The sequence below is a fragment of the Pseudomonas sp. 21LCFQ02 genome, from assembly GCF_024129895.2.
Classification (GTDB): domain Bacteria; phylum Pseudomonadota; class Gammaproteobacteria; order Pseudomonadales; family Pseudomonadaceae; genus Aquipseudomonas.
This window is the reverse complement of record NZ_CM178749.1, coordinates 5,886,266-5,901,134: the sequence shown is the minus strand read 5'-3', so window position 1 is coordinate 5,901,134 and position 14,869 is coordinate 5,886,266. Positions and strand designations below refer to the sequence as shown.

Below are 14,869 nucleotides of genomic sequence, written 5' to 3'. Positions count from 1 at the left end.
CAAAAGCTCTTTATAAGCTGTTTTGTCGTTGCGACCTTGCATATGCATCGGTTCGTCCGGGACCCGCCACGCCCCGCGTTCGCACGTTATCGGACTTTCCAGAAAGCGCGAATGGCACTATGCTTTTTGCCTATGTTCCTTTTATGCCTTTATGTGCGGTTCGAATGAAAATTGATGATATCGATGCTTTCGTTGCAGTGATCCGCTGTCAGTCGATCAGCCACGCGGCTGAGTCCTTGCAACTGACCCAGCCGGCCATTACCCGGCGCGTGCAGAATTTCGAGCAGGCGCTGGGGGTCGAGCTGTTCGACCGCAATACCAAACCGCTCAAACCCACCCCCATGGGGCATCAGGTCTATCAGAAGTGCCTGGCGATCCTGCGTGAGATGGACGCCCTGCGCGAGCTGGTGGCCAGCGATACACCGCCCAGCGGCCAGTTGCGTCTCGGCGTGCCGCAGACCATCGGCGATGTGGTGTTGCTCGACGCTCTCAAGCAATTGCGCGGCGAGTTTCCCGAGCTGCGTGCCCAGGTGGTGACCGGTTGGGGCAGCCACCTGATCGGCAAGATCGAGAACGGCGAGCTGGATGCCGCAGCTGCACTGTTTCCGGCCGGCAAGATTTTTCCGGACAACATCCTTGGCCAGTCGATCGGCAAGGTCGAGCTGGTGGTGGTCTGCGCTCGCGAATCGGCGCCGAAAAAGATCGTCAAACTGGCTGACTGTTACCAGCAGGGCTGGGTGCTCAACCCTGACGGCTGCGGTTTTCGTGCCGGCTTGCAACGCACCTTGTCTGACCAGGGGCTGGGCCTGAAGGTCAACCTGGAAACCTTCGGCACTGAGTTGCAACTGGGGCTGGTTGCCGATGGCATGGGGCTGGGTCTGGTGCCACGGCCGTTGCTGGAGCGCAGTGCCCACCGTGAGCAACTGGCGGTGGTCAACCTCAAGGACTTCAAGCCGGTGATGGACCTGTGGCTGGTTTACCCGCGCTTTCTGGGCAATCTGCAAGCGCCGGTCGACGCGTTTGGCAATCTGGTAGCCCATTCGCTCAAGCAGGTGTCAGCCGCAGCCTGAACCTGCTTTGTATAAAAAATCTGCATTATATGAATGGCGATGATCAGAAAATTTAAACATTAGGTTATCGCTAAATAGAATTTCACCGACGTTTCTTATGCGCCTAGCATGGGCCTTGCTCCACTCGGATGTGTGTCGTCCGAGTGACTACCAAGGAAGCTGCCCATGCCTGAAAAAGCCTTTGAGCCTGCCGCCGCCGGCTATCTAACCATCAGCAAGCCTGACCCGGCCCACACGGCTGGCAAACCGGATGCGCGCCGTTGGACGGTTCCGGCATTCGTGGTGCGCCTGCTCAGCCCGCTGGCGTTATTGCTGCTCTGGGAACTGGCCTCCCAGACGGGCCTGTTGCCTGGCCGGGTAATCGCTGCGCCTTCGCAGATAGGTGGCACGCTGTGGGAGATGATCAGTTCCGGCGAACTGGCCGGGCACTTATGGGTATCTTTGCAACGTGCCTTGCTCGGCTTGGGCATCGGTGTGGCAATTGGCGTGGCGGCGGCGCTGTTCACCGGGTTGTCGAAACAGGGTGAAGTGATTCTCGACTCACCCATGCAGATGCTGCGCACCATTCCATCCCTGGCGCTGGTGCCGTTGTTCATTCTCTGGTTCGGGATTGGCGAATTCACCAAGGTGGCGCTGATCGTCACCGGCACCACGTTTCCGGTGTATCTGAATCTGTTTTCCGGTATCCGCAATATCGACCCCAAACTGATCGAGGCGGCCAATACCTTGGGCCTGAGCCGCCGCGAACTGATCTGGCATGTGATTCTGCCGGGCGCGCTGCCTTCGTTCTTTGTCGGCCTGCGATACTCGCTGGGCATCTCGTGGTTGGCCCTGGTGTTTGTCGAGCAGATCAACACCACCGCCGGCATCGGTTACCTGGCCAGTGATGCCCGCGATTTCATGCGCACTGATGTGATTGTCATCTGCCTGTTGATCTACAGCGTTCTGGGCCTGTTGATCGACGGCATCATCCGCACTCTGGAACGCTATGCACTGGCCTGGCGTCCGACCTTCTTGAGGACCTGAACATGAACGCTCTCGACCTGCAGGAACCCGTCGCTGCCCGCTCCAGTGCCGAGCACCAGCCGCCTGCCGCCGTCCAACTGCGTAAGGTGGTGCGCCAGTTCGGCGAACAGCGGGTGATCGACAATCTGCAACTGGACATTGCCCCCGGCGAATTCGTCGCCTTGCTGGGTGCCAGTGGTTCGGGCAAGACCACCTTGCTGCGCAGCCTGGCCGGGCTCGACAGTATCGAGGGTGGCGAGTTGCGGGTGCCCAAGGCCCGCGCTGCGGTGTTTCAGGAACCGCGGCTGATGCCTTGGAAACGCGCCTGGAAAAACGTCACCCTTGGCCTGCGCAGCATTGATGCCAAGGCCCGCGCCGAGGCAGCGCTGACCGAGGTTGGCCTGGCGCATCGCATCAATGCCTTTCCGGCGACGCTGTCCGGTGGTGAAGCCCAGCGGGTTGCTCTGGCCCGTGCCCTGGTGCGCGAACCGCAACTGCTATTGCTCGATGAACCCTTCGCCGCCCTTGATGCACTGACCCGCATCCGCATGCACCAATTGATCATTGATCTATGGCGCAAACACACCCCGGCGGTGCTGCTGGTGACGCATGACGTGGATGAAGCCATCTTGCTGGCCGACCGGGTCATTGTGCTGGCTCACGGCAAAATCGCCGACCAGATCCATATCGACCTGCCGCGCCAGCGTGACAGCGGTCAGCCTGGCTTCCAGGCAATCCGGGCCCGGTTGCTGGGTTTGCTGGGAGTCAAGGCCGGCGAGCACGGTGCCGCAGTAGATCAGACCTTGACCGCGTTGCGGCGGGTGGCTAATGCCCGCTGAGGCTGGCTGTCAGGCTGTTGTGATGCAGATCGAAGTCGTCCAGCTGTTGTTCAGGTGAGGTACAACGGGGTGCGGTCTGTTGCCGGAGCCACTGCTGCCAGGCGCCATCGGGCGCGGTGACGAAGTCTTCACCCAGCGCCAGGCGGTATCTGGCCCAGGTCGCAAAACCAAACTCGGTGATCAGCCCCCATTCACGGCCACTGCTCAGTGACTGCTCCAGCCATTGATCGATCTGGTTGGGGCTTTGCCCGGCAAAGGCGGTGGGATACTCGCCAAGCAGCCAGTTGTACAGGCGTTGTTGAAAGACAAACACGGTTGCCTGTTCGAAGGCTTCGAGCTGCTGCGCACCTTGCAGGGCGAAACCGACTGCCCAGGGCTGGCGCTCGCCGGTTACACGGAATGCGGCGATACCTTTGGCGGCCTGCCAGGGTTGCCGGGGCGCTGCGACCCGCAGCTCATCAATCGGACCCAGCGTAAGGTCCAGTTGCCCGGCAGCGAAACTGCTCAGCCAGTGATGCATCACCACCGGATCAGAGAAGCGCAGCAAGCTGGCATTGCCCAACGCGTCCGGCGGGCAGATGAAGTGGCGCAGGTGGTTGGCAATCTTCAGCAGCGTTGCGCCACTGGCCAGCAGGCTCGCACAGGACTGCCAGTGTGGATCGCTCGGCCATGCGTCTCTGAGTGATGCACTGGCCTGTACCAGGATCGGGCCTTGGGCCTGGAAGTCGGCCCAGCGGGTGCCGAGGTACAGCGGTTCGATGTCGAGGTTTTCCTGGCGGCCGTGTAGCTGCCTGAGCGCGTCAGGCATGAGCAGGCCGTCGACCAGCAGGTAGTGCGTCAGGTTCATGGCTTGGCCTTGCGCGCGGCTTGCTCGCATGGCTCGCAACGGGCGCTGCGCTTGAACGTCAACTGCTGGGCTGCTACCCGCAACGGCGGTGGTTCACTGCTCGCGGCAGCGTCCAGGGGGCCAGGCAGCAGAGGTTGGGCGGGGCTGCCGTCGGCGGCCATCCCCAGCGGGTCAGGCAGGGGCAGGGTGCTCATGGTGATGCCAGCGGCATTGATGCTGATGAAGTGTCCGCCGGCCTTGAGGGTGATTTGCTGACCGCCGTCGAGAACCAGCCTGCTGCCGGCCTTGAGATGAATTTCCCGACCGGCCTCGACCAGTTGCGCGACGCCCAGCCGCACATGCTGGGTCATGCCGACGCTCAAGTGATCATTGGCCTGGACCTGCGTGCGTCGGTCGGCATCGATAGTGGTGTGCTCATCGGCCAACAGGTGTGAGTAGCTGGTGGCTTCGACCCGCTCGTGGCGTTCGTTGCCAACATGAACTCTCTGGTCGTGGCCGATGCGCTGGTCCCAGTCACGTTGGGCATGGACGAAGATCTGCTCCTGACCCTGGCGGTCGTCGATGCGCACTTCATTGAAGCCGCCACCGCCTGGGCTGCTCATGCTCTTGAACACACTGCGGGTCTTGTGTTCGGGCAGTGGATAGGGATGTGGCTGGTCGGTGTGGTACAGACAGCCGCTGACCAAGGGTTGGTCCGGGTCGCCTTCAATAAAGGTCACCAGCACTTCGGTACCGACCCTGGGCAAACTGACCGCACCGTAGTGGCTGCCGGCCCAGCCACTGGCCACGCGCATCCAGCAACTGGAGTGCTCGTCGTTTTGACGCTCGCGGTCCCAATGAAAGCGCACCTTGACCCGGCCATGCGGGTCACAGTGAATCTCCTGCCCGGCGGGCCCGGTGACAATAGCGGTCTGACTGCCCAGTACCCGTGGTTTGCGATGGCGCAACGGCGGACGGTACAGCGCCTGCGACGGGGTGGCCAGAAAGCGGTTGCGGTAGCCCTGGCTGAATTCGCCATGGGACAGCGCCGCCGGTTCACCGGCTTCTTCAAGCACTTGCGGCTGATGGCCTTCGTGCTGGATCTCGGTCAGCAACCACAACTCATTCCAGACCTCACGCGGGTGTTCGGTCAGGGGCAGAAAATGGCCGCTGACCAGTTGCGGCTGGTCACTGTGACCCTCGGCCAGCTGATGGTCATGGCGATGGCGTTCCAGAGCGCGGGTAGCAAGCAACTGGCCGTGCTCGCGGTGGCTGAAGCGTGCCGGGTAGACATAGTCTTCAAGGTCGAGCGGGGCGTCACTGCTGGCCTCGCTGTGCAAATGCACCCGTGGGATTGTGAAACTCCAGTCACGCCGGGCGGTACGGTTGCTGCGGGTTTCCAGGCGCAGTTTGAAGCGCTTGACCACCGGCGTCGTGGCGACCATCGAGGTGTTGGGGTTGTAGCGCTGGGGCGCCAGCCGCGGGAAGAACGTCTGGTCGTCGCCAAACACCAGCACGTGGCCTTGCCGGCTATGTTCAAAGTGATAGTGCAAGCCTTCTTCTTCGCACAGGCGCTGGATGAACTGCAGGTCCGACTCCTGATACTGCACGCAGTACTCGCGGGGCGGGTACGGCTTGTGCACATGAAAGCGCCAGGCATCGGCAAGGATGCCGTGCTCCTTGAGCAGCAGGATGATGATCTCCTGCACGCTCTTGTTCTGGAATATTCGCTGGTTGCTGCGGTAAGCGAGATTGGCCAGGCGCGGGCGCAGGCTCAATTGGTAGTGGCTGAGCCGCTGACCGCGATCACCCTGGGCGATGCGCTCGACCTGACCATGAATACCACCGCCCTCGGCGCTCAGTTGCAGGAACGCCGGGCGATGCAGAAAGGCTTGCAGATCCAGATCCTGGCGTTCGCTGACCAGCTGGATATCGAAGCGAAACGGCTCGTTCAGCGCTTCGCGGCCCTGAAAGGCCAGCACCTGAAAATCATGCTGGCCGGGCAGGGTGAGGGTAAAAACGTGCTGTTGGGGGGCGGCGGACATGGCAGATCTCCTTGCGCTGACCGGGGTCGCAGATGTGCGCCGGTTCGGCGGCGTCAGGCGGACAAACCAAGAACTGTGCCGAATACAGAATCTTGTTTTTTATCAATGGGTTGTGGTTTTTCGTGGTGAGTGGCTGGACAGAAAATGAACAAGCTTCGGGCAAGCCATTGCATCTTGCTGCGCAGGGTGTTGCGCATCACTGAAAGCCTCGAAGTTAAAGGGTGTGGAGCACAGCAATGGGCTGTGGGGCGCAAATCCCGGGTCATTGATTGCGCAGTTGAAGGTTGTTGGGCCGGTTACAAACAACCAGACGGCGTATCATGATGCTCTCCAATCCATCGCCAGGGACTTGCCTCGATGAGCACCGTTAAAGCCGAAATCGTCATCACCTATTGCAGTCAGTGCCAATGGCTGTTGCGTGCAGCCTGGCTGGCGCAGGAGTTGCTCAGTACCTTTGGCGATGATCTTGGCCGGGTCTGTCTGGAACCGGGTACGGGCGGGATATTTCGCATCACCTGCGCCGATGTACAAATCTGGGAGCGCAAGGCCGATGGAGGCTTCCCGGAAGCCAAGGTACTCAAGCAACGGGTGCGTGACCAGATCGATCCGCAACGCGACCTGGGGCACAACGACCGCGTGGCTGAGTAACAGACAGGTCGGCAATCCGGCGGCTGTCACGTTAACGCCATCTTGACGTCATATTCAATTCACCGGTCAGGCGCACGCTACGCCAAAACCTGCCGGAGGTTCAGTATGACCAGCGCCGAATTCGCCAAACCCAGCCGCAAGCAACGGGTACGGACCCTGTGGATCTCCGACGTGCACCTGGGCACTCGTGATTGCCAGGCCGAGCATCTGTCGACCTTCCTCAAAGGCTATCAGGCCGACACGATCTACCTGGTCGGTGACATCATCGATGGCTGGAAGATGCGCGGCGGCATGTACTGGCCCCAGGCGCACACCAACGTGATCCGCCGCCTGCTGACCATGAGCAAGCGTGGCACCGAGGTGATCTACATCACCGGCAACCACGACGAGTTCCTGCGCCGTTACTCGAAGCTGATCCTTGGCAATATCCAGTTGGTGGATGAGGCCGAGCACGTCACCGTCGATGGCCGTCGCCTGCTGGTGATCCATGGCGACCAGTTCGACGTGATTACCCGCTACCACCGCTGGCTGGCTTTTCTGGGCGACTCGGCCTACGAATTCACCCTGACCCTCAACCGCTGGCTCAACCACTGGCGCGCTCGCTACGGTTATGGCTACTGGTCGCTGTCGGCGTACCTCAAGCATAAGGTCAAGACCGCAGTGAGCTTCATCAGCGACTTCGAGCAGGCGATTGCCCACGAATGCGTGCGCCGAGGACTGGATGGCGTGGTCTGCGGGCATATCCACCATGCGGAAATTCGCGACGTGGGGGATGTGCAGTACCTCAACTGCGGTGACTGGGTCGAGTCCTGCACGGCGCTGATCGAACACCTGGACGGCACCATCGAACTGTATCGACTGGCCGATGCGCAGGGCACGGCGAAACAGCGCGAAGAACAGGCGGTGACGGCCTCGTAGGAGCGGCTTCAGCCGCGAACGGGCTTCCCGCGTACAGCGGTGAATGCTTTTCCCGGCTAAAGCGGATCGCCGCCCGGCCGGTCCTACAGCGCATCGCCGGCCGACCCCTTAAGGCAAGCCGTCTTAGAACGGCACCTTGCCCAGCAGCATGTCGCGGAACATCACAAAATCCGCCAGCAGGCTATAGAACGGATGCTTGAAGGTCGCCGGGCGGTTTTTCTCGAACACGTAGTGCCCGAGCCAGGCGAAACCATAACCGGCCAATGGCACCCACCACAGCAACCACCAGCGGCCACTGCCGATACCGAACGCCAGCAGGAAGATCACCAGGCTGGTGCCGACAAAGTGCAGGCGCCGGCAGGTGCTGTTGCGGTGTTCCTGCAAATAGAACGGATAGAACTGCGCGAAACTGGCGAAAGATCTGACGTTTTCCATGCATGACGTCCTCTTGTCGATCAGGTCTGAGTCTAGCCCTGATCGACAAGCCGCGTCATCAGTGACGCCAGAATGCGGGTACGCACAGCACCAGGATGGTGATGATCTCCAGCCGGCCCAGCAGCATGCCGGCCGACAGAATCCATTTGGCGGCATCCGGCAGGCTGGCGAAGTTGCCGGCCGGGCCGATCACTTCACCCAGCCCCGGACCGACCCCGGACACGGTGCTGGCCGCGCCGGTCAGGGCGGTCATCCAGTCCAGGCCGAGCAGCGACAGCAGCAGGGCGATCACGCAGATGGTGATGGTGAAAAAGAACGAAAAGGTCAGGATCGAGCGCACGATCTCGTCGTCCAGGCGGTGGCCGTTGTACTTCTGCTTGATCACCGCCCGCGGGTGGATCAACTGGTTAAGGTTGGCTTTGAGCAGGATATAGGCGACCTGGAAGCGGAACACCTTCACGCCGCCGGCCGTCGAGCCGGAGCAACCGCCGATGAAGCCCAGGTAGAAAAACAGCATCAGCGAGAAATTGCCCCACAGGCTGTAGTCGCCCAGGGCAAAGCCGGTGGTGGTGATCACTGAGGTGACGTTCAGCGCGACGTGGCGCAGGGCGTCAAGCCATGGCAGGTCAGTGGTCAGGCCGTACCACAGGGTCATCAGCGCCCAGGTGACCAGCAGCAGGCCCAGCAGCCCCTGCACCTGTTCATCCCTGAACAGCGCCTTGCGGTTGCCGCGCAGGGTCGCCACATACAGGGTGAAGGGCAGGCTGCCGAGGATCATCACCACCACTGCGACCCAATGCACCGCCGGTTGCGGCCATTTGGCCAGCGACAGGTCCGAGGTGGAGAAGCCGCCGGTGGAGATCGCCGACATCGCATGGTTGATCGCATCGAAAATGCCCATGCCCGCCCACCAGAACGCCAGGCTGCCGAACACGGTAAAGCCGACATAGGCGAGGATGATGTACTTGGCCACCATGTGCGAACGGGGCATGACCTTTTCCGAGCGGTCCGAGGACTCGGTCTGGAACAGCCGCATGCCGCCAATGCGCAGCAACGGCAGGATCGCTACCGCCATGCCGATAAAGCCGATACCGCCCAGCCAGTGCAGCATCGAGCGCCAGATCAGGATGCCCGGCGACATGCTGTCCAGGTGGTTAAGCACGGTTGAACCGGTGGCCGTGATACCCGACATGCTTTCAAAGAACGAGTCGGTATAGCTGATATGGGTGGTCAGCAAGAACGGCAGGGCGGCGAAGATGCACACCACGATCCAGCTCGACACGGTCAGCATGTACATGTCCCGCGGGCGCAGGTGCACATGTTCCGGGCGCCCGGGCATCACCAGCGCAAGACCTGCGATAAAGGTGATGGCGCTGGCCCACAGGAACGAGCGCAGGTCTTCGAAACGGTCGTAGATCACCAGGGTCAGCATCGGCACGATCATCGAGATCGCCAGGGTGATCAGGAAGATGCCGATGATAAAACCGATGATGCGAAGGGTCGGCAACGCCATGAAACTGCTCGGACGGGTGGGGAAGGAGGCGCCATTCTACCTGCGCTTGAGGCCATGTAAACCGCTAGCCCAAGAGTAGCTGTTTATCGCGTTTGCACTCGTTATTGATAGCCGCTGTGGCCTAGAATGCCCGACCACCTTTCAAGGAGATTCGCCCATGCAGGCGCTCGATGTATTGCTCAACCGTGTTTCGGTCCCGCGTCTGGTCGAGCCGGCCCCGGATGCTGCGCAGCGTGAAATCCTGTTCGGCGCGGCGTTGCGTGCGCCTGATCATGGTCTGCTCAAGCCGTACCGTTTCCTGAACGTCGAAGGCCCGGCCCGTGAGCGCATGGGTGACCTGCTGGCCGAAGCACTGCTGCTGCAAGACCCCGAGGCCAGCGCGCAACAAGTGGACAAGGCGCGCCTGGGGCCGTTGCGTGCGCCGTTGGTCGTGGTGGTGGTCGCCCGTTTGCAGGATCACCCCAAGGTGCCCCGCAGCGAACAGCGTCTGACCGCCGGCTGCGCCGCCCACGGGGTGTTGCTGGCGGCTTATGCGCTGGGCCTGGGCGGCGTCTGGCGCACCGGCGAGCTGTCGTTTTCGGCCCATGTAGCCAAGGGTTTTGGCCTGAGTGATGACGAAGAAGTGCTGGGTTTTCTATACCTTGGCACCCCGCAGAACCCGCCCCGTGTGGCCGCCAAGGAAGATCCAGCAGCGTTCGTCAGCGCCTGGCAGGGCTGAAGCGGTAGGGGCGGCCGGGCGGCGATTCGTCGGCCGGCGATCTGCTTTAGCCGCGAGCCGCAATGTAGGACTAATGCCGATCGGTTAAGGTCGGCGCGGTTCTCTGTGGGAACGAGCTTGCTCGTGAAGACGACTTTACATTCACAGCAGATGTGCCGATTTTACTGGCCCTTTCGCGACCAAGGTCGCTCCCACAGAGGGGCCGTGTTTGCTGTGCGGGCATGAGCGGCTAAGCGGGAGGCCCACTCACTGGCACCAGCGGCAGTTCGAGTATTGCCACAAAGCCTCCGTCGGGATGGTTGCTCAGGCTCAGGCTGCCGCCGTGCCGTTCGGCGGCGCGTTTGGCAATCGCCAGGCCCAAACCATGACCGGCAGCCGTTTGACCCGGTGCACGAAAGAACGGCTCGCCCAGCTGTGCCAGATGCTCTGCCGGTGCGCCGGGGCCGTGATCGCGTACGCTGATGCGGATCTGCTCGCCGCTGCGCTGGGCGCTCAGTTGTACGGGGCGCTCCGGCGGGCTGAAGCGTCGGGCGTTGCGCAGCAGGTTGTCGACGGCGCGTTCGATCATGTCCGGCCAGCCTTCAACGCTCAGCGGTTTGGCGACCTGCAGCTCGATGTCCGGTGGCAGGCCATCGAGCAACGCATCGTTGCGCAACCGGTGCAGCAGTTCATTGAGGTCCACCGGTTCGGCCTTGGCCAGGTCAGCATCCAGCCGCGCCAACGCCAGAATCTCGCTGATCAGCGCTTCGAGGCGGTCGCACTCGCGATCCAGCCGTGGCCAGAGTTTTTCCCGCTCTTGCGGGGTGGCCCGGCCGGCCAGGGCCAGGGCGATACGCAGCCGGGCCAGCGGCGAGCGCAATTCGTGGGACACATCGCGCAGTAACTGACGCTGGCTGCCGATCAGGCTTTGCAGACGTGCGCCCATGCGGTTGAAGTCATTGGCCAGCACGCCGAATTCGTCACGCCGGTTGGCCAGTTGCGCCAGGCTGTGCTGTTGATAGCTGGTCTGGCCGAGGTCATAGACCGCGCTGCGCAAGCGGCTCAGCGGGCGGGTGATCGACAGGGTCACCATCAGGCTGAACAGGGTCAGCACCACCAGGGCAATGAACAGCGCGCTGAGCGGCCAGACCAGGCTCTGGCGATGCCACTGCTCAAGCTCAGGGTGCGGAATGCGATAAATCAGCAGGTAGGTTTCGCCGCTGGTCTCGCTGGTGTATTCGGTGGTCAGCCGCCGCCACGGCAATTGCTTGGGGTCGTTTTTCTGGCGGGCTTCGAAGGCTGCGGCGCGGGGCGGGAAAGTACCGGGGATTACCGCTTCACCGTTGCTGTTGAGCACCTGTACATCAATGCGGTGGCGATGCTTGAGTTTTTCCAGGTAATCCTGGGCGGCATCGGGCCCCTGTTCCTCAAAGCGCTTGGTCCACTTCTGCGGCAGCTCGTTGAGCACCGGGTGGCGGTTGAGCACCCAGGCATCCTGGTTGAGCATGTGCCCGACCAGAATCGACAGCCCTGCCACCAGGGCTATGGCCAGCCAGAAACTGGCCAGGATTCGCCAGAACAATGAACGCACGGAGCAACCTCTCTGCAACGGGAAAACCCGGCATGCGGGGCATGCCGGGTCGCGATGATGACATCACGAGGGGGATTATTGCGCCTTTTTGGCCTTTTCAGCTTTCCAGGCCTGGAATTCAGCCCACTCGGCGCGACGTTCCTCGCGCTTTTTCTTGTCGGCGTCGAATTCCTTCTGCTGCTCAGGGGTCAGCAAGCCACGGATCGCGGTGTCAGTCTTGGTGCGGCTGGCTTCAAGCTCATCCTTCATGGCCTTCTGGTCTGCCGCGGGCAGCTTGGCCAGGAAGCGCTCGTTGATTTCCTTGCGGGCGTGGGCCTGTTCACCCATCAGTTTGCCGATCTGCTGGCGCTGCTCGCGGCTCAGGTCCAGGTCACCGAATGGGCCGCCACGGTGTTTGCCTGGGCCGTGGTCCTGGTGAAAGCGCGGGCCGCCGTCGTGGCCGTCTGCCGGGGCTACGGGTGCAGCCATGGCCACGGTTGGCAGGGCAGCGGCAAACATCAGAGCGGTAAGGGTCTTGCGCATGGTGTGTCTCCTGATTTCCAGTCCGGCTCGTTGCCGTTGGAGCCCAGTTTAGGGAGATCAAGGTCAAGCGCGGTCAACCCTGCGTAAAGCTTGGGTAAAGAGATTGTAGGAGCGAGCTTGCTCGCGAAGAGGCCGTTGAAACCACAGTATCTGCTGCGAATGTCTCACCCCCTTCGCGAGCGAGACGGATTGCCGCCCGGCCGCCTCTACACGCTGTAGTAATAGCCACGACTGCGCAACGCCACGATGCGTGGCCGGCCATCCGGGTGCGGGCCGATCTTCTTGCGCAGGTTGCTGACATGCATGTCCAGGCTGCGGTCATACAATGTCAGCTTGCGGCCCAGCGCCAGTTGCGCCAGTTCCTGTTTGTCCAGTGGCTCGCCGGGCTGGCTGAGCAGCGCTTCAAGCAGGCGACTTTCCGAGACGGTCAGGGTCATCTCTTTTTCGTCGATGCTGACCACGCCACGTAGCGGGCTGAAGCTCAGGTCACCCAACTCAAGCTGGCTTGAAGTGCTGACCGGGTGGCTGCGGCGCAACACGGCGCGCAGCCGTGCGGTCAGTTCACGCGGGTCGCAAGGCTTGGCCAGGTAATCGTCAGCGCCCAGTTCCAGACCCAGAATGCGGTCCAGCGGCTCGCCACGGGCCGAGAGCATCAGCACCGGCAGGTCGGGGTGTTCATTGCGCAATTGCTTGAGCAACTCCAGGCCGCTGCCATCGGGCAGCATCACATCCAGCACCACGGCCGCCGGGGCGGCCTCGTTCAAGGCCTTGCGCGCACTTTGACCGTCGTGACAGGCCCGCACCTGAAAGCCTTCCTGGGATAACCAGCTGCCCAGCAGCTCACACAGCTCCTGGTCATCGTCAATCAATAACAGTTCGCTCATGACTTACTCTATCGGGCCAATGACAGGTGCGCGGCTCAGGGCAGAACCTGACGGAACGGCTTGACCACAACCTGGGCATAGACACCGGCGGCGACGAACGGATCGGCCTCGGCCCAGCTCTGCGCGGCAGCCAGCGACTCGAATTCGGCGACGATCAGGCTGCCGCTGAAGCCGGCCGGGCCTGGGTCGTTGCTGTCGATGGCCGGGTGAGGGCCAGCCAGCACCAGACGACCGGCGTCTTTCAGAGCGTTGAGGCGCTCCAGGTGAGCGGGGCGCACGCTCAGGCGTTTTTCCAGGGAGTCCGCAGTATCAGTGGCAATGATGGCGTAGAGCATGTCAGTCCTTGGGTTTGGTCGCAGAATCAGGTGCGGAGTCGCTCAGGTAGCGGGCCAGGTACAGGCCCTGGCCGACCAGGAATACCAGGGTCATGGCCAGGCTGCCGAAGACCTTGAAGTCGACCCAGAAGTCTTGATAGGTAAAGGCTACGTACAAGTTGGCGGCGCCGCTGAATACGAAGAAGATGATCCAGGCGATGTTCAGGCGTACCCAGACCGCTTGCGGCAGGGTCAGCGCGTGGCCCATGACCCGCTGGACCAGCGGCTTGTCACCAATGAAATGGCTGCCGAGAAAAGCCAGGGCGAACAGCCAGTTGACCACCGGGGCTTTCCATTTGAGGAAGGTTTCGCTGTGGAACGCCAGGGTCAGGCTACCGAACACCAGGCACGCCCCCAGGGTCAGCCACTGGCTTTTTTCGAGCATGCGCTGCTTGAAATACAGCACGCCGTAGACCACCACGGAGCTGATGATCAGCACCGCAGTGGCGCTGAAGATGCCGCCGACCGACACTTGATGGCCGAGCAGCTCGACAGTACGCGGGTCGGTTTTATAAACGATGAAGAACAGCAGCAGCGGGATGAAATCGATGAATTGTTTCACAATGGCAGCCAGAAGCGGGATGTGGCGGCATAATAACAAACATCCAAGACCGCGAAAGCTCTCCCATGATTGTTGATCTGCACTGCCACAGTACGGCCTCCGATGGCGCCCTTGCCCCTGCGCGGGTGGTTGCCCGGGCTCATGAAAATGGCGTGCGGGTGCTGGCGCTGACCGACCACGACACCATTGAAGGGCTGCCTGAAGCCCACACGGCGGCCCGCGAGCTGGGCATGCAACTGATCAACGGCGTCGAGTTGTCGTGCACCTGGGGCGGGGCGACCATCCATGTATTGGGTTACGGTTTTGCCCTCGACGCCCCAGCGCTCAAAGAGGCCATCGACCGCCTGCACCACGGGCGCTGGCTGCGCGCCGAGGAAATCAGCCGAAAACTTGAACTAAAGGGCATGCCCGGCGCTCTTCAGGGAGCAAGGGCCGTGCAACAGGCGTTGGGCGACAGTGGCAATGCCCCGGCCAGGCCGCACTTTGCCGACTATTTGGTCAATGCCGGATACGTCAAGGATCGTGGCGAGGCGTTTCGCAAGTGGCTGGGCGCCGGCAAGCTTGGGGACGTCAAGCAACACTGGCCGACCCTTGAAGAAACGGTCGCGACCCTGCGTGCTTCCGGCGCGTGGGTCAGCCTGGCACACCCGATGCACTATGATTTCACCCGTAGCAAGCGACGCCGCCTGGTCGGCGACTTTCTCCAGGCCGGTGGCCATGCCATCGAAGCGGTCAACGGCATGCAGCCCGCCGAGCAGGTCGGTACGCTGGCCATCCTGGCCCGGGAGTTTGGCATGCTGGTCAGTGCCGGCAGCGATTTCCACGGGCCGGGACACTGGTCGGAAATCGGTATTTACCGGCCGCTGCCCGAAGACCTGCCGCCGCTATGGAACCGTTTCAAACAAGAACCCGTGATTGCTGCTGTATGACACAGGAAGTT

At 61.9% G+C, this 14,869-nt stretch carries 17 protein-coding genes; 7 read left to right on the top strand and 10 right to left on the bottom strand.

Going from position 1 to position 14,869, the window contains the following annotated elements:
- The first annotated feature begins 164 nt into the window (after window positions 1-164).
- The 3 genes from NJC40_RS26670 (at window position 165) to NJC40_RS26660 (ending at window position 2,914) form a co-directional block, all read left to right on the top strand.
- Window positions 165-1,070 (top strand): LysR family transcriptional regulator, encoded by a 906-nt coding sequence (locus NJC40_RS26670; RefSeq protein WP_253141200.1) that lies wholly within the window; start codon window positions 165-167, stop codon window positions 1,068-1,070.
- 165 nt (window positions 1,071-1,235) lie between these two features.
- A complete protein-coding gene (locus NJC40_RS26665; RefSeq protein ID WP_045481641.1) occupies window positions 1,236-2,096 on the top strand; it encodes an ABC transporter permease in 861 nt (286 codons plus the stop codon).
- Window positions 2,097-2,098: 2 nt separating this feature from the next.
- On the top strand, window positions 2,099-2,914 hold the full coding sequence (locus NJC40_RS26660) for an ABC transporter ATP-binding protein (RefSeq protein WP_253116756.1): 816 nt from the start codon (window positions 2,099-2,101) through the stop codon (window positions 2,912-2,914).
- Here NJC40_RS26660 and NJC40_RS26655 read toward each other — a convergent pair.
- From NJC40_RS26655 to NJC40_RS26645, 3 genes are read right to left on the bottom strand one after another with little or no spacing between them, the layout of a single operon-like run.
- On the bottom strand, window positions 2,901-3,761 hold the full coding sequence (locus NJC40_RS26655) for a DUF4123 domain-containing protein (protein ID WP_253141201.1): 861 nt from the start codon (window positions 3,759-3,761) through the stop codon (window positions 2,901-2,903). The genes NJC40_RS26660 and NJC40_RS26655 overlap by 14 nt on opposite strands.
- Window positions 3,758-5,785: a type VI secretion system Vgr family protein gene (locus NJC40_RS26650; RefSeq protein ID WP_253116760.1), complete on the bottom strand. Its 2,028-nt coding sequence runs from the start codon at window positions 5,783-5,785 to the stop codon at window positions 3,758-3,760. Before NJC40_RS26650 ends, NJC40_RS26655 begins: the two co-directional genes overlap by 4 nt.
- A gap of 53 nt (window positions 5,786-5,838) precedes the next feature.
- Window positions 5,839-5,982 carry a hypothetical protein gene (locus NJC40_RS26645; RefSeq protein WP_253141202.1) on the bottom strand — a complete coding sequence of 48 codons (144 nt, stop codon included), beginning with the start codon at window positions 5,980-5,982 and terminating at the stop codon, window positions 5,839-5,841.
- 160 nt (window positions 5,983-6,142) lie between these two features.
- Here NJC40_RS26645 and NJC40_RS26640 point away from each other — a divergent pair, with 160 nt between their 5' ends.
- Window positions 6,143-6,433 carry an Rdx family protein gene (locus NJC40_RS26640; protein ID WP_045481630.1) on the top strand — a complete coding sequence of 97 codons (291 nt, stop codon included), beginning with the start codon at window positions 6,143-6,145 and terminating at the stop codon, window positions 6,431-6,433.
- 105 nt (window positions 6,434-6,538) lie between these two features.
- Complete coding sequence (locus tag NJC40_RS26635) at window positions 6,539-7,351, top strand: UDP-2,3-diacylglucosamine diphosphatase (protein ID WP_253116762.1); 813 nt, start codon at window positions 6,539-6,541, stop codon at window positions 7,349-7,351.
- A gap of 123 nt (window positions 7,352-7,474) precedes the next feature.
- Here the strand turns inward: NJC40_RS26635 and NJC40_RS26630 are convergent, their stop codons facing one another.
- Window positions 7,475-7,786, bottom strand: coding sequence for an Mpo1-like protein (locus NJC40_RS26630; RefSeq protein ID WP_045481624.1), 312 nt, complete (start codon window positions 7,784-7,786; stop codon window positions 7,475-7,477).
- A 58-nt stretch (window positions 7,787-7,844) separates the two neighbouring features.
- Window positions 7,845-9,299: a TrkH family potassium uptake protein gene (locus NJC40_RS26625; protein ID WP_045481621.1), complete on the bottom strand. Its 1,455-nt coding sequence runs from the start codon at window positions 9,297-9,299 to the stop codon at window positions 7,845-7,847.
- Window positions 9,300-9,456: 157 nt separating this feature from the next.
- Here NJC40_RS26625 and NJC40_RS26620 point away from each other — a divergent pair, with 157 nt between their 5' ends.
- Window positions 9,457-10,017 (top strand): nitroreductase family protein, encoded by a 561-nt coding sequence (locus NJC40_RS26620; RefSeq protein ID WP_253141203.1) that lies wholly within the window; start codon window positions 9,457-9,459, stop codon window positions 10,015-10,017.
- Window positions 10,018-10,246: 229 nt separating this feature from the next.
- Here the strand turns inward: NJC40_RS26620 and NJC40_RS26615 are convergent, their stop codons facing one another.
- The 5 genes from NJC40_RS26615 to NJC40_RS26595 form a co-directional block, all read right to left on the bottom strand.
- Entirely contained in the window at window positions 10,247-11,587 is a 1,341-nt protein-coding gene (locus NJC40_RS26615) for a sensor histidine kinase (RefSeq protein WP_253141204.1), read from the bottom strand.
- A 75-nt stretch (window positions 11,588-11,662) separates the two neighbouring features.
- Window positions 11,663-12,109: a Spy/CpxP family protein refolding chaperone gene (locus NJC40_RS26610; protein WP_045481613.1), complete on the bottom strand. Its 447-nt coding sequence runs from the start codon at window positions 12,107-12,109 to the stop codon at window positions 11,663-11,665.
- A 206-nt stretch (window positions 12,110-12,315) separates the two neighbouring features.
- Window positions 12,316-12,993 (bottom strand): response regulator transcription factor, encoded by a 678-nt coding sequence (locus tag NJC40_RS26605; protein WP_045481611.1) that lies wholly within the window; start codon window positions 12,991-12,993, stop codon window positions 12,316-12,318.
- 35 nt (window positions 12,994-13,028) lie between these two features.
- Window positions 13,029-13,328, bottom strand: coding sequence for a YciI family protein (locus tag NJC40_RS26600; RefSeq protein WP_045481609.1), 300 nt, complete (start codon window positions 13,326-13,328; stop codon window positions 13,029-13,031).
- A gap of 1 nt (window position 13,329) precedes the next feature.
- Entirely contained in the window at window positions 13,330-13,929 is a 600-nt protein-coding gene (locus NJC40_RS26595; protein WP_045481607.1) for a septation protein A, read from the bottom strand.
- A 65-nt stretch (window positions 13,930-13,994) separates the two neighbouring features.
- Here NJC40_RS26595 and NJC40_RS26590 point away from each other — a divergent pair, with 65 nt between their 5' ends.
- On the top strand, window positions 13,995-14,858 hold the full coding sequence (locus tag NJC40_RS26590; protein WP_253116771.1) for a PHP domain-containing protein: 864 nt from the start codon (window positions 13,995-13,997) through the stop codon (window positions 14,856-14,858).
- The last annotated feature ends 11 nt before the right edge of the window (window positions 14,859-14,869 follow it).